General features: G+C 53.9%; 20 protein-coding genes and 1 other annotated feature. Of the genes, 9 read left to right on the forward strand and 11 right to left on the reverse strand.

Translation table 11 applies throughout. The annotated features are described in order from the left end of the window. Positions 1–36: 36 nt before the first annotated feature. The 6 genes from acnA to topA form a co-directional block, all read right to left on the reverse strand. Positions 37–2,712 (reverse strand): aconitate hydratase AcnA, encoded by a 2,676-nt coding sequence (acnA, locus tag O3S68_RS06500; protein ID WP_045508060.1) that lies wholly within the window; start codon positions 2,710–2,712, stop codon positions 37–39. A 173-nt stretch (positions 2,713–2,885) separates the two neighbouring features. After that, positions 2,886–2,984: a small membrane protein YmiC gene (ymiC, locus tag O3S68_RS06505; RefSeq protein WP_269231086.1), complete on the reverse strand. Its 99-nt coding sequence runs from the start codon at positions 2,982–2,984 to the stop codon at positions 2,886–2,888. A 138-nt stretch (positions 2,985–3,122) separates the two neighbouring features. Then, positions 3,123–3,293 (reverse strand): hypothetical protein, encoded by a 171-nt coding sequence (locus O3S68_RS06510; protein ID WP_016495872.1) that lies wholly within the window; start codon positions 3,291–3,293, stop codon positions 3,123–3,125. A 1-nt stretch (position 3,294) separates the two neighbouring features. Next, positions 3,295–3,456, reverse strand: coding sequence for a YmiA family putative membrane protein (locus O3S68_RS06515; RefSeq protein ID WP_082071763.1), 162 nt, complete (start codon positions 3,454–3,456; stop codon positions 3,295–3,297). Between the two features lie 317 nt (positions 3,457–3,773). Continuing rightward, positions 3,774–4,748, reverse strand: coding sequence for an HTH-type transcriptional regulator CysB (gene cysB / locus O3S68_RS06520; RefSeq protein WP_016495871.1), 975 nt, complete (start codon positions 4,746–4,748; stop codon positions 3,774–3,776). Between the two features lie 180 nt (positions 4,749–4,928). Continuing rightward, positions 4,929–7,526, reverse strand: coding sequence for a type I DNA topoisomerase (gene topA / locus O3S68_RS06525; RefSeq protein ID WP_016495870.1), 2,598 nt, complete (start codon positions 7,524–7,526; stop codon positions 4,929–4,931). 397 nt (positions 7,527–7,923) lie between these two features. On the opposite strand from topA, the gene O3S68_RS06530 reads away from it, so the two are divergent. Further along, positions 7,924–8,175: a YciN family protein gene (locus O3S68_RS06530; RefSeq protein WP_016495869.1), complete on the forward strand. Its 252-nt coding sequence runs from the start codon at positions 7,924–7,926 to the stop codon at positions 8,173–8,175. 30 nt (positions 8,176–8,205) lie between these two features. Here the strand turns inward: O3S68_RS06530 and sohB are convergent, their stop codons facing one another. After that, positions 8,206–9,252, reverse strand: coding sequence for a protease SohB (gene sohB, locus O3S68_RS06535; RefSeq protein WP_016495868.1), 1,047 nt, complete (start codon positions 9,250–9,252; stop codon positions 8,206–8,208). A gap of 214 nt (positions 9,253–9,466) precedes the next feature. On the opposite strand from sohB, the gene O3S68_RS06540 reads away from it, so the two are divergent. Continuing rightward, positions 9,467–10,222: a YciK family oxidoreductase gene (locus tag O3S68_RS06540; protein ID WP_269231087.1), complete on the forward strand. Its 756-nt coding sequence runs from the start codon at positions 9,467–9,469 to the stop codon at positions 10,220–10,222. Then, positions 10,219–10,809, forward strand: coding sequence for a cob(I)yrinic acid a,c-diamide adenosyltransferase (gene cobO / locus O3S68_RS06545; protein WP_016495866.1), 591 nt, complete (start codon positions 10,219–10,221; stop codon positions 10,807–10,809). The genes O3S68_RS06540 and cobO overlap by 4 nt, the downstream gene beginning before the upstream one ends. Positions 10,810–11,015: 206 nt before the next feature. On the opposite strand, the gene rluB is transcribed toward cobO, so the two are convergent. The 3 genes from rluB to rnm all read right to left on the reverse strand — a co-directional run bounded on the left by rluB (position 11,016) and on the right by rnm (position 13,504). Further along, positions 11,016–11,906, reverse strand: coding sequence for a 23S rRNA pseudouridine(2605) synthase RluB (rluB, locus tag O3S68_RS06550; RefSeq protein WP_016495864.1), 891 nt, complete (start codon positions 11,904–11,906; stop codon positions 11,016–11,018). A 99-nt stretch (positions 11,907–12,005) separates the two neighbouring features. Next, positions 12,006–12,626: an L-threonylcarbamoyladenylate synthase gene (locus O3S68_RS06555; protein WP_016495863.1), complete on the reverse strand. Its 621-nt coding sequence runs from the start codon at positions 12,624–12,626 to the stop codon at positions 12,006–12,008. Next, positions 12,623–13,504, reverse strand: a complete 882-nt coding sequence (gene rnm, locus O3S68_RS06560) for an RNase RNM (protein WP_045508050.1) — start codon at positions 13,502–13,504, stop codon at positions 12,623–12,625. The genes O3S68_RS06555 and rnm overlap by 4 nt, the downstream gene beginning before the upstream one ends. 160 nt (positions 13,505–13,664) lie before the next feature. After that, positions 13,665–13,759, forward strand: a sequence feature (Trp leader region). 26 nt (positions 13,760–13,785) lie between these two features. Here rnm and O3S68_RS06565 point away from each other — a divergent pair. The 6 genes from O3S68_RS06565 (at position 13,786) to O3S68_RS06590 (ending at position 21,715) form a co-directional block, all read left to right on the forward strand. After that, positions 13,786–15,348, forward strand: coding sequence for an anthranilate synthase component 1 (locus tag O3S68_RS06565; protein WP_045508047.1), 1,563 nt, complete (start codon positions 13,786–13,788; stop codon positions 15,346–15,348). Next, positions 15,348–16,943, forward strand: a complete 1,596-nt coding sequence (trpD, locus tag O3S68_RS06570; protein ID WP_045508045.1) for a bifunctional anthranilate synthase glutamate amidotransferase component TrpG/anthranilate phosphoribosyltransferase TrpD — start codon at positions 15,348–15,350, stop codon at positions 16,941–16,943. The genes O3S68_RS06565 and trpD overlap by 1 nt, the downstream gene beginning before the upstream one ends. 3 nt (positions 16,944–16,946) lie before the next feature. After that, the gene (trpCF, locus tag O3S68_RS06575) at positions 16,947–18,305 is read left to right on the forward strand and encodes a bifunctional indole-3-glycerol-phosphate synthase TrpC/phosphoribosylanthranilate isomerase TrpF (RefSeq protein WP_016495859.1); all 1,359 of its coding nucleotides are present in this window, start codon (positions 16,947–16,949) and stop codon (positions 18,303–18,305) included. A 12-nt stretch (positions 18,306–18,317) separates the two neighbouring features. Further along, positions 18,318–19,511: a tryptophan synthase subunit beta gene (trpB, locus tag O3S68_RS06580; protein WP_269231088.1), complete on the forward strand. Its 1,194-nt coding sequence runs from the start codon at positions 18,318–18,320 to the stop codon at positions 19,509–19,511. After that, positions 19,511–20,320, forward strand: coding sequence for a tryptophan synthase subunit alpha (trpA, locus tag O3S68_RS06585; protein ID WP_269231089.1), 810 nt, complete (start codon positions 19,511–19,513; stop codon positions 20,318–20,320). The genes trpB and trpA overlap by 1 nt, the downstream gene beginning before the upstream one ends. Before the next feature lie 132 nt (positions 20,321–20,452). After that, positions 20,453–21,715: a chloride channel protein gene (locus tag O3S68_RS06590; RefSeq protein WP_269231090.1), complete on the forward strand. Its 1,263-nt coding sequence runs from the start codon at positions 20,453–20,455 to the stop codon at positions 21,713–21,715. A 259-nt stretch (positions 21,716–21,974) separates the two neighbouring features. Here O3S68_RS06590 and ompW read toward each other — a convergent pair whose 3' ends face one another. Next, positions 21,975–22,610 (reverse strand): outer membrane protein OmpW, encoded by a 636-nt coding sequence (gene ompW / locus O3S68_RS06595; RefSeq protein WP_045508031.1) that lies wholly within the window; start codon positions 22,608–22,610, stop codon positions 21,975–21,977. Between the last annotated feature and the right edge of the window lie 164 nt (positions 22,611–22,774).

Raw genomic sequence — 22,774 nt, forward strand, 5'->3', positions numbered from 1 at the left:
GTGATGAAACAGGCCTGCAGATGCAGGCCTTTGTTTTTAGTTCAACATATTACGGATCACGTAATGCAGAATGCCATCGTTGCGGTAATAGGTCAGCTCCGTTGAGGTATCAATGCGACAGCGGCACGCCAGCGTCTCCTGCTTGCCATCGGCGCGGGTTAATGTCACGGATAAGGTTCCACCGGGCGTGATATTTTGCAGATCGACAACGTCCAGCTTTTCCTCCCCCGTCAAAGCCAGCGTTTTTCGCGTCACGCCTTGTGGGAACTCAAGCGGCAGGATCCCCATACCAATCAGGTTGGAACGGTGAATACGCTCGAAAGATTCAGCAATTACCACCCGAACTCCCAACAAGCGCGGCCCTTTTGCCGCCCAGTCTCGGCTGGAGCCTGAACCATACTCTTTGCCGGCAATCACCGCCAGCGGCGTACCCTCTTGCTGGTAGCGTACCGCGGCATCATAAATAGAGACCACTTCACTGCCCGGCAGATGACGCGTCATGCCGCCTTCAACGCCCGGCACCATTTCGTTGCGAATACGGATATTGGCGAATGTCCCGCGCATCATTACTTCATGATTGCCACGTCGCGAACCATAGGAGTTAAAATCCCGGCGCTCGACGCCATGGCTTTGAAGATAGCGGCCCGCCGGACTGTCCGCTTTGATACTGCCTGCTGGCGAAATATGGTCGGTCGTGACCGAATCACCGAGCATCGCCAGGATCCGCGCCCCATGAATATCTTCCACCGGTTTTGGCTGCGCCTGCATATCTTCAAAGAATGGCGATAACCGGATGTAAGTCGAGTCATTCTGCCAGCTATACGTATCGGAGTGCTCAACCTCAATCGCCTTCCACTCCGGCGTGCCTTCAAACACCTCGGCATACTCCTTGCGGAACATTTCAGTTGAGACTTGCTCAACCGCACGGGCGATCTCACTACTTGTTGGCCAGATATCTTTCAAATAGACCGGATCGCCCTTCCGATCATGACCGAGCGGGTCGGTGGCGAGGTTGATATTCATATTGCCCGCCAGCGCATAAGCCACCACCAGCGGCGGTGAAGCAAGCCAGTTCGTTTTTACCAGGGGGTGAATACGTCCTTCGAAATTGCGGTTGCCTGAAAGCACCGCACCAACGGTAAGATCGCCTTCACGGATCGCCTGTTCAATAGGCTCAGGTAACGGTCCAGAGTTACCGATACAGGTAGTACAACCGTAACCGACAAGGTTAAAACCCAGTTCATCCAGATAAGGCGTTAATCGCGCCTGCGCCAGATAGTCAGAAACCACTTTCGAACCAGGCGCCAGCGATGCTTTCACCCATGGCTGTCGTTTGAGCCCGGCGGTGACCGCTTTTTTGGCCAGCAGCCCGGCGGCCATCAACACACTGGGGTTTGAGGTGTTGGTACAAGAAGTGATCGCAGAAATCACTACCGCACCGTCCGGCAATTCATATTTCTGCCCGTTCAGCACGTACTCGACCGGTTTGCGATCTTTCTGCGCCGTGTTCAGTTCAAGTTCTGAGCTGGCTGCAAAGGCTTTAGGCACATCGCTCAGCGCGACACGATCCTGAGGGCGTTTTGGCCCGGCGAGGCTCGCTTCAACGTCGTGCATGTTCAGTTCAAGCGTGCTGGTAAAGACGGGTTCATCGCCCGGGTTACGCCACATACCTTGAGCTTTCGCATAAGCCTCCACCAACGCGACTTGCTCTTCGCTACGACCACTCAGGCGCATATAATCAAGCGTCACGCCATCGATAGGGAAAAAGCCGCAGGTTGCGCCATATTCCGGGGCCATATTGGCAATAGTGGCACGGTCGGCAAGCGGCAGCGAATCAAGGCCATCGCCGTAAAACTCAACAAATTTACCGACAACGCCGTGTTTGCGCAGCATTTGCGTGACCGTCAGCACCAGATCGGTTGCCGTGATCCCTTCTTGCAATTTACCGCTCAGTTTAAAACCGACAACATCAGGGATCAGCATAGAGACCGGCTGCCCGAGCATCGCCGCTTCGGCTTCAATCCCGCCCACGCCCCAGCCCAATACACCGAGGCCATTAATCATGGTGGTATGAGAGTCGGTGCCGACAAGCGTGTCAGGATAGGCAACCCACTCTTTGCCCTGCAATTCGCTCCAGACCGCTTTGCCGAGGTATTCGAGATTTACCTGGTGGCATATTCCTGTTCCCGGCGGCACCACGCTGAAACGGCTAAACGCCTGCTGGCCCCAGCGCAGAAAAGCATAACGCTCATGGTTACGTTCCATTTCAAGACGGACGTTCTCTTCGAAGGCGTCATCATCACCGAAGTGATCAACGGTCACAGAGTGGTCAATCACCAGATCGACCGGGGATAGCGGGTTCACTTTAGCGGTATCGCCCCCAAGACGTTTCACCGCTTCACGCATCGCCGCTAAGTCAACGACGGCGGGAACACCGGTAAAGTCCTGCATCAGAACCCTTGCAGGGCGATAAGCGATTTCGCGATCGGCGTGCGCACTGTCGAGCCAACCGGCCAGAGCACGGATATCTTCTTCAGTGACAGATTCTTCGTCCTGCCAGCGCAGGAGATTTTCGAGTAAAACTTTTAGCGACTTGGGTAACCGCGCGATATCCCCAAGTTGTTTAGCGGCCAGCGGCAAGCTGTAGTAGTGATAAGTTTTGTTCTCTGCCTGCAACGTGTCCTTACTGGCTTCGCGTAGGGTTGACGACATGTGCTCCTCCTTAATGACAGGGATTGCTTACCCTGATGCTCTTCAGGGTCTGTATTAAAGATAACACAAACATATCGTAACGTTTTGATAACAACCAAAATTGCTACAAAAGGGAAAATCTTTCAGGAGAAGGGAAATAAAAAAACCTCGCTGATGCGAGGTTTTTCAATTCATTAGCGAAGGACAGCCCAGACAATCTGTCCCCAGAAAAGAATGGAAACAGAAAAAGCGGCTAACCACGACCAGTATTTCATTCCGCAATCATTACTCATAAATTTATTACCAGAAAATCTATTCATTAAAACTGAGTCATTACTCAATTCATTTATGCTGTGTATTAATTAAAGAGTACAAAAGAACGCATCAATGAATAGCCGGGATAATTTCCCACGTTTATTCTGATGATATTTTTATTGTTTTTTGATGTCGTCTTCAGAGAAGGCATCAATAAAAGCTTGTTGCTGCGGCGTCAGCTTCCAGGAAGCCGGAATAGAGGTCACAGGTTTCTTTTTCGCTTTAGCTGGTGTGTCATGCAGTTGACATACTTGCTTAACCGGTTCGAACCGACCCGCTATAGCCATTTTAACCCCAGAATTTCCAGATCAATAACGCGACGACTGCCCAAAACACGGCAGAGCCAAGAAATACCGCCAGCCAGGCTTTACGCTTAAGCTCAGGGTCCCTTTGCGGCTCTTCACTTCCTGATGGCATTGCTAACCTCGTACAATCGACATCACTTATCATTTTGGGTACCAACAATCGGTGTAATTAATCATGAGATGAGACAAATCCTAAAAGAACTTTAGCCGAAAATCCAGTGAATTTACTCACCAATTCCAAAGAAATATTTAATCTTTTGACCCGAAATAAATTATTGAAGTAATAAATTTGCAGAGCGGCAATTTAGTTTCTATTTTTGTCGCTAAATAGTGACAGTGTCGGGTTTAAAATTGTGAAGGCAATCACCCGGGAAGGTGATTGTATCAAAGATGAAGATAATTCTAATTTGGCTTTAGGAGACATTATGGGTATCTTTTCGGACGATAAGATACCCTACGGCATTATTTCTGCGGCAACTTAATATCTTTAAACATCGCTTCTATATCTTCATTAGAACGCAACGCCACGGCTGCATCGACCACATCGCGCGTTAAATGTGGCGCGAAGCGCTGAATAAAATCATACATATAGCTGCGCAGGAAAGTGCTGCGACGGAAACCTATTTTTGTGGTGCTGTGGCTGAAGATTTCGTGAGCATCCAGTTTAACAAGGTCCGGATCGGAGATCGGATCCACCGCCATGCTGGCAATAACCCCTACTCCCAGCCCGAGTCTGACATACGTTTTGATAACGTCTGCATCTGTCGCGGTGAAAACAATTCGTGGCGTCAACCCTGCTCGATTAAACGCCGTGTCGAGCTCTGAACGTCCGGTGAAGCCAAAGGTGTAAGTCACCAGCGGGTATTGCGCCAGCTCGTCAATACTGACGGACTGCTTAGACGCCAGCGGATGATCGGGTGTCACCACGATCGAGCGATTCCAGTGGTAGCACGGTAACATCACCAGATCATCGTAAAGATGCAGCGCTTCAGTGGCGATGGCGAAATCAGCATTGCCTTTAGAAACCGCTTCTGCAATCTGCGTCGGCGATCCCTGGTGCATGTGCAATGAAACGCGCGGATAGCGTTCGATAAACCCTTTAATCACATTCGGCAGCGCATACCGCGCCTGGGTATGCGTGGTAGCTACATACAGCGAGCCCTTATCCGGCCAGGTGTGTTCCCCCGCCACCGATTTAATTGCGTCAACTTTGGACAATACTTCACGCGCAATGCGGATGATTTCCTGCCCGGCGGGCGTCACCTGAGTGAGATGTTTGCCACTGCGGGCGAAGATTTGTATACCGAGCTCATCTTCCAGCATGCGGACTTGTTTACTGATGCCAGGCTGAGAGGTATAGAGCCCTTCCGCCGTGGAAGAGACGTTGAGGTTGTGATTCACCACCTCGACGATATAACGAAGCTGCTGTAGTTTCATAACAGACCATCCGAAGTACGCAAACGGGGTTATCGCTTAATACGATTTGATAATAAAAAAGCGGTTAGCTATAACAACTATATCATTTATAGCTTCCGTGTATAGCAGCGAACAAAGAATAATAACGCGCAAATAAAAAGGGCCGGAAAACCGGCCCCTGAAAGTATATGGCTGAAAAAACTACTTTTTAGCTTCAGTCCATTTATTATCGATATAAAACGCTGACCACCCGGTCGCTTTCCCGTCTTTTTCCGAAGCCACATATTGCTGCCTGGTCTTGCGGCTAAAACGCACAATGGTTTTATTGCCCTGCGGATCTTCCTGCGGGGCGTCCGCAAGATAGCGCAGTTTTTCCGGCAGACGGTCACGGAAGCGGTACAGTTCTTCTACCAGCGGTGCACGTGTTTCGCGAGATTTCGGGAAGGTATTCGCCGCGAGGAACACCCCGGCTGCGCCATCACGCAGAACAAAATAGGCATCCGATTTTTCACACGGTAGCTCCGGCAACGGTACCGGATCCTCCTTCGGCGGTGCAACTTCACCGTTACGCAGGATCTTACGCGTGTTTTTACACTCGTCGTTGGTGCAAGCCATGTACTTACCAAAACGCCCCATTTTCAGGTGCATTTCAGAACCGCATTTTTCACACTCAACGATTGGGCCGTCATACCCTTTGATGCGGAATTCACCCTCTTCGATCTCGTAGCCATCGCAGGTTGGGTTATTCCCACAGACATGCAGTTTACGCTTCGGATCAATCAGGTAACTGTCCATCGCCGTACCACATTTCTGGCAACGACGTTTGGCGCGCAGCGCGTTGGTTTCCGCGTCTTCGCCTTCCAGCACATTGAGCACTTCGTTTTCCGGCACCAGGTTAATGGTGGTTTTGCAGCGCTCTTTCGGCGGTAACGCATAGCCGGAACAGCCAAGGAAAACCCCGGTACTGGCGGTACGAATGCCCATTTTACGCCCACATGTCGGGCAGTCGATGCTGGTCAGTACCATCTGATTCGGACGCATACCGCCCGCTTCAGGATCCTGTTCAGCTTGCTCCAGCTGGCGAGAGAAATCGCCAAAGAAGCTATCCAGCACCTTGCGCCATTCCGCTTCGTGGTTCGCCACGCGGTCGAGGCTGTCTTCCATCTGTGCGGTAAAATCGTAGTTCATCAGCTCGCGGAAATTCTCTTCCAGACGATCGGTAACAATTTCGCCCATTTTTTCCGCATAAAAACGGCGGCTTTCAACACGCACATACCCCCTGTCCTGAATGGTCGAGATGATCGACGCATAGGTAGACGGGCGGCCGATGCCGCGTTTTTCCAGCTCTTTTACCAGCGAAGCTTCGCTAAAACGCGCAGGTGGCTTGGTAAAGTGCTGTGCCGGCGTTAACTCTACAAGCGAAAGAACATCGCCTTTATTCACCGCAGGCAACGTACGATCCTCATCACCTTTGCGCAGCGCGGGCATCACTTTTGTCCAGCCATCGAAACGCAGGATACGACCACGAGCTTTAAGACGGAAATCGCCTGCGCCCACCGTCAGCGTGGTGGAATCATACTGAGCAGGCGTCATCTGACAGGCGACAAACTGGCGCCAGATCAGCTGATAAAGCTTCTGCGCGTCGGCTTCCATGTCTTTTAACGATTCAGCTAACACCGCAACATCGGAAGGACGAATAGCTTCGTGCGCCTCCTGAGAGTTCTCTTTGCTGGCGTACTGATTAGCGTTTTCCGGCAGGTATTTTTTACCGAAGTTATCAGCAATGTAGCTGCGCACCATCGACACGGCGTCCTGGCTCAGGTTTGTCGAGTCGGTACGCATATAAGTGATGTAGCCGGCTTCATACAGGCGCTGCGCCATCATCATGGTTTTCTTCACGCCAAAACCCAGCCGCGTACTGGCGGCCTGTTGCAGCGTAGAGGTAATAAATGGTGCACCCGGTTTGCTGCTCGTCGGCTTATCTTCCCGCTCCAGCACCGTATAACGCGCTTTTTCCAGCAGGCTGACCGCCGCCATGGTTTGCTCGCGATTAACCGGACGGAAGGCTTTATCCCCTTCATGAGTCACCTGCAGCGGCAGCGTATCGCCACCAGGCGTCGCTGTAGCAGCGTCGATCTCCCAGAACTCTTCCGGCACAAACGCTTTAATTTCGCGTTCGCGCTCAACAACCAATCTCACGGCGACCGACTGTACGCGACCGGCGGAGAGGCCGCGGGCAATTTTCTTCCACAACAGTGGAGACACCATGTAGCCCACCACGCGGTCCATAAAACGGCGCGCCTGTTGAGCATTCACACGGTCAATATTCAGTTCGCCCGGCGTTTCGAAGGCCTGACGAATCGCATTCTTGGTAATTTCGTTAAACACGACACGGCTGTAGCGTTTCTCGTCGCCACCGATCACTTCCCGCAGGTGCCACGCAATGGCTTCCCCTTCGCGGTCAAGGTCGGTTGCGAGATAGATGTGGTCGGCTTTTTCCGCCAGCGATTTCAGCTCGGAAACCACCTTCTCTTTACCGGGCAGCACTTCATAATGTGCATCCCAGTTGTGCCATGGGTCGATCCCCATGCGATTGACAAGAGCGCCGCGTTCATCCTTTTTAGGCTTCTTAGCCGTTTTGGCGGAGGCTGAGTCTGCGCTCTTTTTGGGTGCTGAGCCACTGGTCGGCAAATCACGGATATGACCAACGCTGGATTTAACCACATAGTCATTACCCAGATATTTATTGATCGTTTTGGCTTTTGCCGGGGACTCAACGATAACGAGAGCTTTACCCATATTCACCTTTACCTAATTAAATTCTTCCAGAAATTCGTCGCATGTCGCTTCAGACCCACCGGCGACGAGCATTCAATATTGCGGCGGCGTCAATGGATATCAACCCTTTTTTTAACAAAGCGCGTAAAACGGAGCGTTCAGGTGACTGAGTTTACAGGCTTTTTCGCGCAAGGGCGGAGTAGCACAACGATATAACGGTCGAATGTCAAGCAAATCTGTTGCCAGATTGACGAAAGCGTCACACTGTACCTGATAAAATTTGTTACGCAACTTTATTAGCATGCAAAAGCGGATCACGCCAGCACAACGCCCAGGCAAAGCCCTTGCAAAAACAGGGAAAATTTGCCCGGGAACCGGGCCAGCGGTAAACTGACGAAATTTTTTGAGGAGTAGAAAAATGCAAGAGACATCTCAGCCAATCAATCGCCAGTCTCTGCTTGAACTGGCTAATAAAATGATCAGTGAGCATGATGACACGCTATCCGGTATCGTCGCGACCGGCGTCAGCCAGCGTAACGGCGTACTGGTTTTCAGCGGCGAGTATTTTCTTGATGAGCAAGGCTTACCGACGGCGAAAAGTACAGCGGTATTCAACATGTTCAAATACTTAGCGCATGAGCTTTCTGAAAAATATCATCTGATTGACTAAAAGAAAACGCGAGGCCGAAGCCTCGCGTTTTTACATCATCGGTTTTTGCCCGCGCTGCCACCAGCGCATCAGCAAATGATCGATGCTCTCCATCGCACTGCCCGTAAAACGCTCCATCAGCTTTTTACGCTGCTGATAGCGCACACCAATCACTTCGTGATCTTCGATAAGCCCCAGCAGCAGATCATCGCTGGTGCCAATGGCGTCGATCAGTCCTTTATCAAGCGCCTGGGAGCCGTACCAGTGCTCACCCGTCGCCACGCTTTCAATGTCCAGTTCTGGCCGCATCTGGTGAACAAAACCTTTAAACAGATCGTGAGTTTCGTTCAGGCTCTCGCGAAATTTCTGCCGCCCTTCTTCCGTGTTTTCACCAAGCAGTGTCAGCGTACGTTTGAACTGACCCGCCGTGTGCAGCTCAATGTCGATCTCTTTGCCTTTGAGGAAGCGGTTAAAGTTGGGGATCTGCGCTACCACGCCGATAGACCCGATGATCGCGAACGGTGCCGCAACAATTTTATCGGCCACGCAGGCCATCATATAGCCGCCACTGGCAGCCACTTTGTCGACGGCGATGGTCAACGGGATATGCTTGTCGCGCAAACGTTGTAACTGGGAAGCGGCAAGACCGTAGCCATGCACCACGCCCCCCGGGCTTTCCAGGCGCACAACGACTTGATCCTGCGGCGTTGCCACCGCCAGCACTGCCGTAATCTCTTCACGCAATGCGTTGACTTCGCCGGCGTCCATACTGCCTTTGAAATCGAGCACATAGGCACGCGGCGCGCCTTTGTCTTGCTGTTCGCCGGCCTTCGCCTTCGCTTTTGCCGCTTTCGCTTCCAGCTTCAGTTTTTTCTTCTGCGCTTTGTGCCAACGTTTCTGTTGGTGATCATCCAGCAAGGAGACCGACATCTCCTCCTGCATCTCTTTATATTGCTCACTCAAACGGGTGATTTTCAGTTCTCCCCGCTGGCGTTTGCGCTGTGTCAAATTAACAATCAGCACGGCCACAACAGCAATCGCCACGACGACAGTCGCGATTTTGGCCAGAAACAGGCCATACTCAGACAGTAATTCCATGCATACCACCTCGATTACACCACTCGACAATCGCACCAGTGTACATGAGCGATGCTGGCACGTCTCGCGTAAGCCATTGGTACAATGTGCCATGTTGCTGAATTTTTTCGTAAAGGTTGCGCAACCTTCCCGCAGGCTGATTGAAATAGCCCTCTGTTTAAGGCATAAAGCCAACATGTGAAGGCGATAACAGGCTCCGGCCTGAGGAGAGAGTGTGCATTATCAGCCACAACGCGATTTGTTAAACGATCGCATCATTCTGGTGACCGGTGCCAGCGACGGCATCGGCAAAGAAGCGGCGCTGACCTACGCCCGCTACGGCGCGCGCCTCATTCTGCTGGGCCGAGACGACGCAAAATTACAGCAGGTTGCGCGCGATATTGAACAAGAAGGCCAGCAAGCGCAGTGGTTTACCCTCGATATGGCAAGCTGCACCCCGGAAATGTGCCAGCAACTGGCTGATACCATTGCGGCCACCGTGCCGCGTCTGGATGGTGTATTGCACAATGCCGGTTTACTCGGGGATGTATCGCCAATGATCGAGCAGGTTCCGGCAGTCTGGAACGAGGTGATGCAGGTCAACGTGAACGCCACCTTTTATCTCACCCAGGCGCTTCTTCCTTTATTACTTAAATCGGACTGCGGCTCTCTGGTTTTCACCTCCTCGAGCGTTGGCCGCCAGGGACGTGCTAACTGGGGCGCTTATGCTGTGTCGAAGTTTGCCACCGAAGGGATGATGCAGGTGCTGGCCGAAGAGTATCAAAACCGGGTGCGGGTCAACTGTATTAACCCAGGCGGTACGCGCACCAAAATGCGTGCCAGCGCCTTTCCGACCGAAGATCCAGACAAACTGAAAACCCCCGCCGATATTATGCCGCTTTATCTGTGGCTGATGGGCGATGACAGCCGCCGTAAAACCGGTATGAGTTTTGATGCCCAACCGGGTCGCAAACCAGGAATTTCACAATGAGCGAAGAACGATATCAGCAACGCCAGCAGCGCGTAAAAGAGCGTGTCGATGCGCGCGTCGCTGCCGCACAGGATGAACGCGGGATCATTATTGTTTTTACCGGAAACGGTAAAGGGAAAACCACCGCCGCATTCGGTACGGCAACACGCGCAGTCGGCCATGGTAAAAAAGTGGGTGCCATTCAGTTTATCAAAGGGACGTGGCCGAATGGCGAACGCAACCTGCTGGAACCGCTGGGCGTGGAATTCCAGGTGATGGCAACCGGTTTTACCTGGGATACGCAAAACCGCGAAAGCGACACCGCAGCCTGTCTGGCGGTCTGGCAACATGCCGAACGAATGCTGGCCGATCCCGCGCTGGATATGGTGCTGCTGGATGAACTGACCTATATGGTGGCCTATGATTACCTGCCACTGGAAACGGTACTTGACGCGTTACGCAAACGCCCGGCAAACCAGACGGTGATTATCACCGGACGCGGCTGCCACCGCGATATTCTTGACCTGGCGGATACCGTCAGCGAATTACGACCGGTGAAACACGCTTTTGAAGCAGGCGTGAAAGCGCAACAAGGTATCGATTACTGACGCAACGTAAGGCTGCCGTCATTGCAGGCAGCGCTTTTTTGCCCCTGGAGACCGGGCCGCAGACCTTAGCAAGCAGCTACAAACAGCGCGTGAGATTTCACGCAAGCGATCGGGCTGAACCAAATCAGTTCCACATCCACTGACGTGGTTCTTTGGTGAGCAACAAAAAAGGGGCTTTCGCCCCTTTCTCTTATTCTTTATTAAGATCAGTCGTTTTTATTACGCGAACTGCCGGGACGACGACCACCACCGGACTTGCCAGCCGGTTGGCTGTGACGTTTCACCGCGCGGCGGATCTGGTTCGCTTTCATGCGACGGCGATCTTTCTCCACGGCCACTTTGGATTGCGTTTCCGCATCCAGCCCCACCAGCTCACGCAGGTAGTTAGTTTGCGCCAGATCGAGTTCCGTCCAGCCGCCGCGAGGCAATCCTTTTGGCAGCGGAATATCACCGTAACGTACGCGGATCAGGCGGCTAACCTGTACGCCAACCGCTTCCCACAGACGACGCACTTCACGGTTGCGCCCTTCGGTCAGGGTGACGTTATACCACTGGTTAATGCCTTCGCCACCGCTGAACTTGATGGTTTTAAACGCCGCCGGGCCATCTTCCAGCTGCACACCGCGCGACAGATCGCGCAACTTCGCGTCATCAACTTCGCCAAAAACACGTACCGCGTATTCACGCTCAACTTCACGGCTCGGGTGCATCAGTCGATTCGCCAGTTCACCATCGGTGGTAAACAGCAACAGACCGCAGGTATTAACGTCGAGGCGACCTACCGCGATCCAGCGCGCGCCGCGCAGTTTCGGTAGACGATCAAAAACTGTCGGGCGTCCTTCCGGATCGTTACGCGTACAGAGTTCACCTTCCGGTTTGTAGTACGCCAGCACGCGGCAGATCTGCTCCACGGACTCTTTCACCGAAATGAGGTGGCCATCGATACGGATTTTCAGCGCAGGCGTTACTTCCACGCGATCGCCCAGTGTGGCGATTTTGCCGTCCACGCTTACGCGGCCAGCCTCAATAATAGATTCGATTTCACGGCGGGAACCGTGGCCAGCTCGCGCCAGCACTTTCTGTAGTTTCTCGCTCATAGAGCTTCCTTCAGGTGTCGCCTTCACAGGCGTCGAATAGGGTCATCAGGTCGGCGAAGCCGCTGCTGAAATGGCCGCGTAGTATAGCGGCTTGCGCCACTATAAGAAAGGCTTAACGTCGCCAACCCCTTCGCGAATAACCTCGGGTGTCGATTCGGTTAAATCGACCACCGTCGTCGGTTGTTGGCCGAGATAGCCACCGTGGATGATTAAATCCACCACTTTTTCCAGCCGATCTTTAATTTCATCCGGATCGGATTCGGTAAAATCACTGCCCGGCAGCATTAACGAGGTGGAGAGCATCGGTTCGTTGAGCGTTTCCAGCAGCGCCAGCGCAATCGGGTTCGACGGTACGCGCAGACCAATCGTTTTGCGTTTTTCCTGCAATAAACGGCGCGGCACCTCTTTTGTCCCTTTCAGGATAAACGTGTAATTGCCGGGCGTATTATTTTTAATCAGACGAAAAGCCACGTTATCGACAAAGGCATACGTCGACAGCTCCGATAAATCGCGGCACATCAGCGTAAAGTTGTGGCCATCCGGCAGGTGACGAATGCGGCAAATACGCTCCATCGCCCCTTTGTCTTCAATTTTACAGCCCAACGCATAACCGGAATCGGTGGGGTACACGATGACGCCGCCTTTACGCACAATTTCTACCGCCTGGTTAATCAACCGCGGCTGGGGGTTTTCCGGATGAATATAAAAAAATTGACTCATACTTCCCTCTCTCTGTTCTGTTGCGGCTGCTCCCATTTCAGCCATACGCCCTCAACACCGGCCGGAAGCCAGAGTTTGCGCCCCAGTTCAATCCATGGGCAAGGCTGATGGAAATCAGAACCTTGCGACGCCAGTAAACCAAACTGACAGGCATACGCGGCGAGCTGCGTTCGCTCGTTGGGAGCCTGCTGGCATTGGGCGACTTCCATCGCCTCACCGCCGCACTGTGCAAAATACGCCAGCAGCCTTTTCAGCCATTTAGCAGAAAGGTTATAGCGACCAGGGTGGGCCATTACCGCCGTTCCGCCAGAATGATGAATCACATCAATAGCTTGTTCTATTGTACACCACTGGGGAGGAACGTATCCCGTTTTGCCCCGTGCCAGATACTTTTTAAACACATCGGCAATATTGCTCGCTTTGCCCTGTTCCACCAGGAAACGGGCAAAGTGTCCGCGCGTTACATTCGCCCCCTGCGCCAGCCGTTGCGCGCCTTCCCAGGCACCGGGAATGTGCGCTTTTTCTAAACGCTCAGCAATCAGTTTCGCCCTCTGGACCCGGCATTCAGATTGCGCCTGCAAAAAAGTACGCAGCGTCGGGTGGTCAATATCAATATTCAGACCAACAATATGTATTTCGTGGTTTTCCCAGACGGTGGAGATCTCCACACCGCTGATAAGCTGCAAATCCAGCCCGGCACGGACAATTTCCGCACGGGCTGCAGGAATGGCATCGGTGGTATCGTGGTCGGTTATCGCCAGCGTGCCAACGCGCATTTCTACCGCGCGATGCACCAGTTGTTCCGGGGAAAGCAGACCGTCAGAGGCCGTCGTATGGCTGTGAAGATCGTAAATAATGGCGTAATTCGTGTCGCTCAAAGCGGCTCCGCTAATTCATCTGGACGTCGGTTTGTCGCCTATCATACAGTCCAGAGAATATTTTCTGAATTCGAGGTTGACTTTCTTTTCCTGAACCAGTTAACTAGTACGCAAGTTCACACAACAAGGTATCGCAAACATGAATGCACATTTCTCTGTTACTCGCTGGTGGCGCACTCCCTGACAAGGGCTGTGAGATCACGTGCGCATTCAGCATACCGATACCAGGCCCGCTCACCCAGCGGGCTTTTTTTTGAACAAAATAAATAATGAGAGCGACTATGCAAACGCAAAAACCAGCACTCGAACTTCTGACCAGCAACGCCAGCTACCGCAGTAACCCGACGGCATTGTTCCATCAATTATGCGCTGCCCGACCGGCAACCCTGTTGCTGGAATCAGCGGATATTGATAGTAAAAGTGACTTAAAAAGCCTGCTGTTGGTTGATAGCGCGTTGCGTATCACCGCGCTTGGTGACACTGTCACCATTACAGCATTAACTGAAAATGGAGCAGCACTCCTGGCGCTGCTGGATAACGCCCTTCCCGCCGGTGTTGAAAACACCCTGCTGCCCGATGGGCGCGAGCTGCGATTCCCGCCGGTCAGCAGCCTGCTGGATGAAGACGCCCGCCTCTGTTCGCTCTCTGTGTTTGATGCTTTTCGCTTATTACAAAACCTGGTCGATGTCCCTTGCGATGAACGCGAAGCCATGTTCTTCGGCGGCTTGTTCGCGTATGACCTGGTAGCCGGTTTTGAAGATTTACCGCAGCTTACGCACGATCGCCGTTGCCCGGACTACTGCTTTTACCTCGCCGAAACCTTACTGGTGATCGACCACCAGAAACAGCAAACCCGTATCCAGGCAAGCCTGTTTACGCCTTCAGCAGAGGAAAAAGACCGCCTGCTCCAGCGAATCGACACCCTGCGCCAGCAGCTGGATCACCCGGCCGGTGCGTTGCCGGTGGAGAAAGTTGAACATATGCGCTGCGACTGCAACCAGAGTGATGAAGAGTACGGCGCAGTGGTTCGCGAAATGCAAAAAGCGATTCGCGCGGGCGAGATTTTTCAGGTAGTACCGTCTCGTCGCTTCACCCTGCCTTGCCCTTCACCGCTGGCGGCTTACGAAGTGTTAAAAAAGAGCAACCCCAGCCCGTACATGTTCTTTATGCAGGATAACGATTTCACCCTGTTCGGTGCCTCACCGGAAAGCTCGCTGAAATACGACGCCAGCAACCGCCAGATTGAGATCTACCCTATCGCCGGTACCCGCCCGCGTGGACGCCGTCCGGATGGTTCACTGGATCGCGATCTCGACAGCCGTATTGAACTGGAGATGCGTACCGATCACAAAGAGCTGTCAGAACACTTAATGCTGGTGGATCTGGCGCGTAATGATCTGGCGCGCATCTGCACACCGGGTAGCCGCTATGTCGCTGATTTAACCAAAGTCGATCGCTACTCCTACGTGATGCACCTGGTTTCACGCGTGGTGGGTGAGCTGCGTCAGGATCTGGATGTTCTGCACGCCTACCGCGCCTGCATGAACATGGGCACCTTGAGCGGTGCGCCAAAAGTGCGCGCAATGCAGTTAATTGCTAAAGCGGAAGGCACACGTCGCGGTAGTTACGGCGGCGCGGTGGGTTATTTCACCGCCCATGGCGATCTGGATACCTGCATCGTGATTCGTTCTGCGTGGGTGGAGGACGGTGTGGCAACGGTACAGGCAGGCGCGGGTGTCGTGCTGGATTCCGTTCCGCAATCTGAAGCCGATGAAACCCGTAATAAAGCTCGCGCGGTTCTGCGCGCTATCGCTACCGCACACCACGCTCAGGAGACTTTCTGATGGCTGACATTCTGCTGCTTGATAACATCGATTCCTTTACTTACAACCTGGCGGATCAGCTGCGTGCGAGCGGACACAACGTGGTGATTTACCGTAACCATGTTCCGGCGCAGACCTTGATCGACCGCCTTCAGACAATGCAAAACCCGGTGCTGATGCTTTCTCCAGGTCCAGGCGCACCGTCTGAAGCTGGCTGCATGCCGGAGCTGCTTACGCGGTTGCGCGGCAAGTTACCGATTATCGGTATCTGCCTCGGTCACCAGGCGATTGTTGAAGCCTATGGCGGCTACGTCGGCCAGGCTGGTGAAATCCTGCACGGCAAAGCCTCAAGTATCGAACACGATGGCCAGGCGATGTTCGCGGGGTTAAGCAACCCGCTTCCCGTTGCGCGTTACCACTCACTGGTGGGCAGCAACATCCCGGCAGGATTAACCATCAATGCCCATTTTAACGGCATGGTGATGGCGGTGCGTCACGACGCCGATCGCGTTTGCGGTTTCCAGTTCCACCCGGAGTCGATTTTGACCACGCAAGGCGCACGTCTGCTGGAACAAACGCTGGCCTGGGCGCTGCAAAAACTGGAGCAGACGAATACGCTGCAACCGATTCTGGAAAAACTGTATCAGGCGCAAACACTCAGCCAGCAGGAGAGCCACCAGCTTTTCTCTGCGGTGGTACGCGGCGAGCTGAAGCCGGAACAACTGGCGGCCGCGCTGGTCAGTATGAAAATTCGCGGTGAGCATCCCAACGAAATTGCCGGAGCGGCCACCGCACTGCTGGAAAATGCCGCGCCGTTCCCGCGCCCGGACTATGCTTTTGCCGATATCGTCGGCACCGGTGGCGACGGCAGCAACAGCATTAATATTTCCACCGCCAGTGCATTTGTCGCTGCTGCGTGCGGACTGAAAGTTGCCAAACACGGCAATCGCAGCGTGTCGAGCCGTTCCGGCTCATCGGATTTACTGGCGGCATTTGGTATCAATCTGGATATGAACGCAGATAAATCGCGTACCGCGCTCGATGAGCTGGGTGTCTGTTTCCTGTTTGCGCCGAAGTATCACACCGGTTTTCGCCACGCAATGCCGGTCCGTCAGCAGTTGAAAACCCGCACGCTGTTCAACGTGCTCGGCCCGTTGATTAATCCGGCGCACCCCCCGCTGGCGCTGATTGGCGTCTATAGCCCGGAGCTGGTGCTGCCGATTGCCGAAACCCTGCGCGTCCTCGGTTATCAGCGTGCGGCAGTCGTACATAGCGGCGGCATGGACGAAGTGTCACTGCATGCGCCTACACTGGTTGCCGAACTGCACGATGGCGAAATCAAAAGTTACCAACTCACCGCTGCCGACTTTGGCCTGACGCCGTACCATCAGGAGGCGCTGGCTGGCGGGACACCGGAAGAAAACCGTGACATTCTGACACGCTTACTCCAGGGTAAAGGTGAGGCCGCGCATGAAGCCGCCGTCGCCGCCAATGTCGCCATGCTGATGCGTCTGCACGGCGAAGAGGATTTACAGGCCAACGCGCAGAAAGTTCTGGATGTGCTGCACAGCGGAGCAGCCTACGACAAAGTCACCGCACTTGCGGCAAGAGGGTAAAAAATGCAGACCGTTTTAGCGAAAATCGTCGCCGATAAAGCCGTATGGGTAGCGGCGCGCAAGGAGCAACAACCGCTGGCCAGTTTTCAGAACGATGTCGTGCCAAGCACACGTCGCTTCTACGATGCCCTGCAAGGTACGCGGACAGCGTTTATCCTGGAGTGCAAAAAAGCCTCGCCCTCCAAAGGCGTGATCCGCAATGATTTTGACCCGGCGCGCATTGCGTCTATCTACAAACATCATGCGTCGGCAATTTCCGTGCTGACGGATGAGAAATATTTCCAGGGCAGTTTTGATTTTCTGCCGATTGTCAGCGGCATCGCGCCGCAGCCAATCCTGTGCAAAGACTTTATTATCGACGCTTATCAGATTTACCTGGCGCGTTACTACCAGGCAGATGCGTGCCTGCTGATGCTTTCGGTACTCGACGATGAGCAGTACCGCCAGCTTGCCGCCGTCGCGCACAGTCTGAATATGGGCGTGCTGACGGAAGTCAGTAATGAAGAAGAGCTGCAACGCGCTATCGCGCTGGAAGCGAAAGTCGTCGGCATCAACAACCGCGACCTGCGCGACCTGTCCATCGATTTGAACCGCACCCGTGAGCTTGCTCCGCGCCTTGGCACAGGTGTGACGGTCATCAGCGAATCTGGCATCAATACTTATGCTCAGGTGCGTGAGCTCAGCCATTTTGCCAATGGTTTCCTGATTGGCTCCGCGCTGATGTCCCATGACGATCTCGATGCGGCGGTAAAACGCGTTTTGCTGGGTGAAAACAAAGTGTGCGGGCTGACCCGCCCGCAGGACGCGCAGGCGGCTCATCAGGCCGGTGCCATCTACGGTGGTTTGATCTTCGTGGCCAGCTCCCCGCGCGCCGTAACGGAAGTGCAGGCACAAACGGTGATGCAGGCCGCGCCGCTGCAATATGTTGGTGTGTTCCGTAATGCCGCGCCCGAAGACGTGGTGGCTAAAGTTAACGCGCTCAATCTGGTAGCTGTCCAACTGCACGGTGATGAAGACCAGGCCTATATCGATACGCTGCGCGAGCGTCTGCCGACAAAGACGCAAATCTGGAAAGCACTCAGCGTTGGCGACAGCCTGCCCGCGCGGCGCTTCCGGCAGGTCGATAAATATGTGTTTGATAACGGCCAGGGTGGCAGCGGTAAACGTTTCGACTGGTCGCTGCTGGCAGGCGAACCGCTGGATAACGTGATTCTTGCTGGTGGCCTGAGCGCAGATAATTGCGTGCAGGCGGCCAAAACCGGCTGTGCCGGACTCGATTTTAATTCAGGCGTGGAGTCGGAACCGGGTATCAAAGATGCCAGCAAACTGGCCTCGGTTTTCCGCACGCTGCGCGCTTATTAAGGAAAGAAGATAATGACGACACTACTGAATCCCTATTTTGGCGAGTTTGGCGGAATGTTCGTTCCGCAAATCCTGATGCCGGCATTGCGCCAGCTTGAAGAAGCCTTTGTCAGTGCACAGAGCGATGCCGAATTTCAGCAACAGTTTAACGATCTGCTGAAAAACTACGCCGGACGTCCGACCGCGCTGACCAAATGCCAGAACATTACTGCCGGTACGCGCACCACGCTTTACCTCAAGCGTGAAGATTTGCTGCATGGTGGCGCGCACAAAACCAACCAGGTGCTGGGTCAGGCGTTGCTGGCAAAACGCATGGGCAAAACCGAAATTATCGCCGAAACGGGAGCGGGTCAGCATGGCGTGGCCTCGGCGCTGGCGAGCGCCCTGCTGGGCCTGAAATGTCGCATTTATATGGGCGCAAAAGACGTTGAACGCCAGTCACCAAATGTGTTCCGCATGCGCTTAATGGGCGCGGAAGTCATCCCGGTACACAGCGGTTCCGCCACGCTGAAAGATGCCTGTAACGAGGCGCTGCGCGACTGGTCTGGTAGCTATGAAACCGCGCACTATATGCTGGGAACTGCGGCAGGTCCGCACCCTTTCCCGACCATTGTGCGCGAGTTCCAGCGCATGATTGGTGAAGAGACCAAAGCGCAGATCCTCGAAAAAGAGGGGCGTCTGCCGGATGCAGTTATCGCCTGTGTGGGCGGTGGTTCTAACGCGATCGGTATGTTTGCCGATTTTATCGACGAAACCTCTGTCGGCCTGATTGGTGTCGAACCGGCGGGTCACGGTATTGAAACCGGCGAGCACGGCGCACCACTGAAACATGGCCGCGTTGGCATCTATTTTGGTATGAAATCGCCGATGATGCAGACAGAAGAAGGCCAGATTGAAGAGTCTTACTCTATCTCTGCGGGTCTTGATTTCCCATCAGTCGGACCGCAGCATGCGTACCTCAACAGTACGGGGCGTGCCGACTATGTTTCGATCACCGATGACGAGGCGCTGGAAGCCTTCAAAACCCTGTGCCGCCATGAAGGGATCATTCCGGCGCTGGAATCCTCGCACGCCCTCGCCCATGCGCTAAAAATGATGCGCGAGAGCCCGGACAAAGAACAGTTGCTGGTGGTTAACCTTTCCGGACGCGGCGACAAAGATATTTTTACCGTACATGACATCCTGAAAGCGCGAGGGGAAATCTGATGGAACGCTATGACAATTTATTTAAACAGCTGAGCGCGCGCAAAGAAGGTGCATTTGTTCCCTTCGTCACGCTGGGCGATCCGTCCCCGGAACAGTCGTTAAAAATCATTGATACGCTGATTGAAGCGGGTGCGGATGCGCTTGAGCTGGGTATCCCCTTTTCCGACCCGCTTGCGGATGGCCCGACCATCCAGAACGCCACGCTGCGCGCCTTTGCCGCAGGCGTGACACCGTCACAATGTTTCGAAATGCTGGCAACCGTTCGCCAGAAGCATCCGACCATCCCCATTGGCTTGCTGATGTACGCCAACCTGGTTTTCAGTCGGGGAATTGACGAATTCTATGCCCAGTGCGCAAAAGTCGGCGTCGATTCTGTGCTGGTGGCGGATGTGCCGATTGAAGAGTCCGCACCGTTCCGCCAGGCGGCTTTGCGCCATAATATCGCGCCCATTTTTATCTGCCCGCCAAACGCGGACGACGATCTGCTGCGCCAGATTGCCTCTTATGGCCGGGGGTACACCTACCTGCTTTCGCGCGCTGGGGTCACGGGCGCGGAAAACCGTGCGGCGCTGCCACTGCACCATCTGGTGGAAAAACTTACCGAGTATCACGCTGCGCCCGCGCTGCAGGGCTTCGGTATTTCCTCACCGGATCAGGTTAGCGCTGCCGTAGAAGCAGGTGCCGCCGGGGCGATTTCCGGTTCAGCGATCGTGAAAATCATCGAGAAAAACCTCGCCAACCCAACGGCTATGCTGGCTGAACTGAAAGCCTTTGTGCAAAGCCTGAAAGGCGCTACTTTACCGCGTTAACCTCCCGCACCGCCTGTTGATTCAGGCGGTGCGCTTTCCTGTTTATCCCCATGTTTTCCAAACGCATTGTTAAAAGGTTCATATTTTCTGTGGAATAATAATCCTAAAAATTATGACACCGATAAAAACACCATGCGTGAAACCCCTGATTCTTGCTGGCAACGTCGCTGGCTGGCCCTGTTGCTGACCGGGCTGCTTTCCGGCGCGGCTGGCATGTTGATCGCCCTTCTGTTGCATGCCATCCAGCACCTCGCTTTTGGTTATAGCCAGCAATCGCTAATCGGCGGCGCACCATTTCTGCAGGGCGTAACGGATGCCAGCGCCCTGCGCCGTTTTGCTTCTCTTGCTGCCGCGGGTGTGGTGGCAGGCTGGGGCTGGTGGCTCCTGGCGCGCTATGCAAAAAAACGTGTCGGTGTGGTCGCTGCGCTAAAAGATGTTCAGCGCCCGATGCCTGCTTTCACCACCTTAACCCATGCGCTCTTGCAAGTTGTTACCGTGGCGATGGGCTCGCCGCTCGGGCGTGAAAGCGCACCGCGTGAAGTTGGTGCCCTGTTTGGCGGTGGGATCGCACGGTATATCGGCTTAAATGCGCAAGAGACGAGGCTGGTGATCGCCTGCGGCGCAGGTGCCGGGCTGGCGGCGGTATATAACGTCCCGCTGGCGGGCGCGATTTTTACCCTTGAGGTGTTGCTGGTCACGATCAGTTGGGATGCGGTCATTGCCGCCATTGTCACCTCAGCTCTCGCTGCGTTCGTGGCATCGCTGGTGCTGGGCAACGAGCGACAATATCTTTTTACCGCCCCCGCCGCGCACCTGTCCTTGATTATCTGGGCTACCTTGTCCGGCCCGTTGTTCGGCTATGCCGCCAGTCTGTTCCGGCGGATGACCAAAAACGCGCGCGCACAGGTGAAAACCAACTGGCAGATGCCGGTCTTCTGTTTTATCGCTTTTGCCTGTCTCGGCTTGCTCGCTATCTGGTTTCCGCAATTACCGGGCAATGGGCGCGGTCCGGTGCAACTCAGTTTTGGTGGAGGCGTTACGCTGCCTCTGGCGGCAATGTTGATCGGGTTGAAAGTGCTGAGTATCTGGATGGTGCTGCGCAGCGGAGCCGAAGGCGGCCTGCTCACGCCAGGTCTGGCGATCGGTGCCCTGCTGGGAGCGCTGATGTTCCTGCTGGTTGGGCAATTTTTCCCCGGTGGCAGTATGGCGGAATTCGCGCTGACCGGTGGCGCGGCTTTTCTCGCCTCGTCGATGCAAATGCCGCTCACTGCCATTGTGCTGCTGATGGAATTCACCGGCATGGATTTCAGCTTTTTTGTGCCGTTGACCCTCTGTGTTGCGGGTGCGTATATGACGTGCCGCTATTGCGAGTCGCGCGTTCGTTTACGGCGCTGAATGCGCCATCAGGTTTCTGATAGCTGCGCGAAAAAAATTAAACGCTGACATTCGTAATGCGTCATCTCGCATTTGGCCGCGCAACATGAGGTCTGGACAAACGAGGGTTTATCCCGTGGCTTACGGTGATCTTTGTGGTTGGTGCGCGTAGCGTGATGGCGCTGGGGAGCGGTTACATACGCTAAAAGAAATCCGCATGGTGATACGGCATAGAAGTGCGTGGAAACTGGTTATTGTGAAACCAGTTTCCACAATACGCTTAAAAACGATAACCAGCAGAGAACATAAATACCCACGGATCCAGGCGAGTATGTACGCTTTGTTGCTCACCATTCGCTTTAAAGCGCACATCCGTATCAATATCCATCCACCAGACTGACATGTTAATCAGCCAGTTGCGGTTGATTAAGTAATCCAGACCGGCTTGCCCCGCCACGCCCCAGGAGTCTTTCAGACTCAAATCCGACAGCCCGGCCGCTTTCCCGGTATCATTAAATTTCTCATCAAAGAAAGTGGTGTAGTTTACGCCTGCCCCAAGATATGGGCGCAATTTGCTCTGTGAATCACCGAAATACCACTGCGCCATCAATGTCGGCGGCAGGTGGTGCACAGTGGCGATGTCGCCGGTTGGACCGGTGCCAACGCGGTGGCGAAACGGCGTCGCGGCCAGTAATTCAATGCCGATGTTGTCGGTCGCCATCCAGCTCATCGTCACACCAAGTTGGGTGTTATTGTTGACATTAAAACTGCCCAGAGCGCCTAAAACGTTATCAGAACCTTCCGTCGGACGTACCGTCGCAGAACCGGCTCGAATGAAAAACTCGCCAGCTTCATGCGCGTATACACCTGTAGAAAGACTACTCAGGATCAATGCTGCCACGGCTAACTTCTTCATATCCACTCCATGTTTAAGGTTTTTATCGCGCCGTGAATATACCTATAACTGAGTACAAAGTGATCCAACACAGATCACACTTGACCCCGTAATTTAACATTCATTGATCTGGGTTAATTTTCACTGCTCGTTACACTCATTAACTTTTGTATTTAAATCAATTT

The sequence above is a fragment of the Kosakonia sp. SOY2 genome (assembly GCF_027109175.1).
Classification (GTDB): Bacteria; Pseudomonadota; Gammaproteobacteria; order Enterobacterales; family Enterobacteriaceae; genus Kosakonia.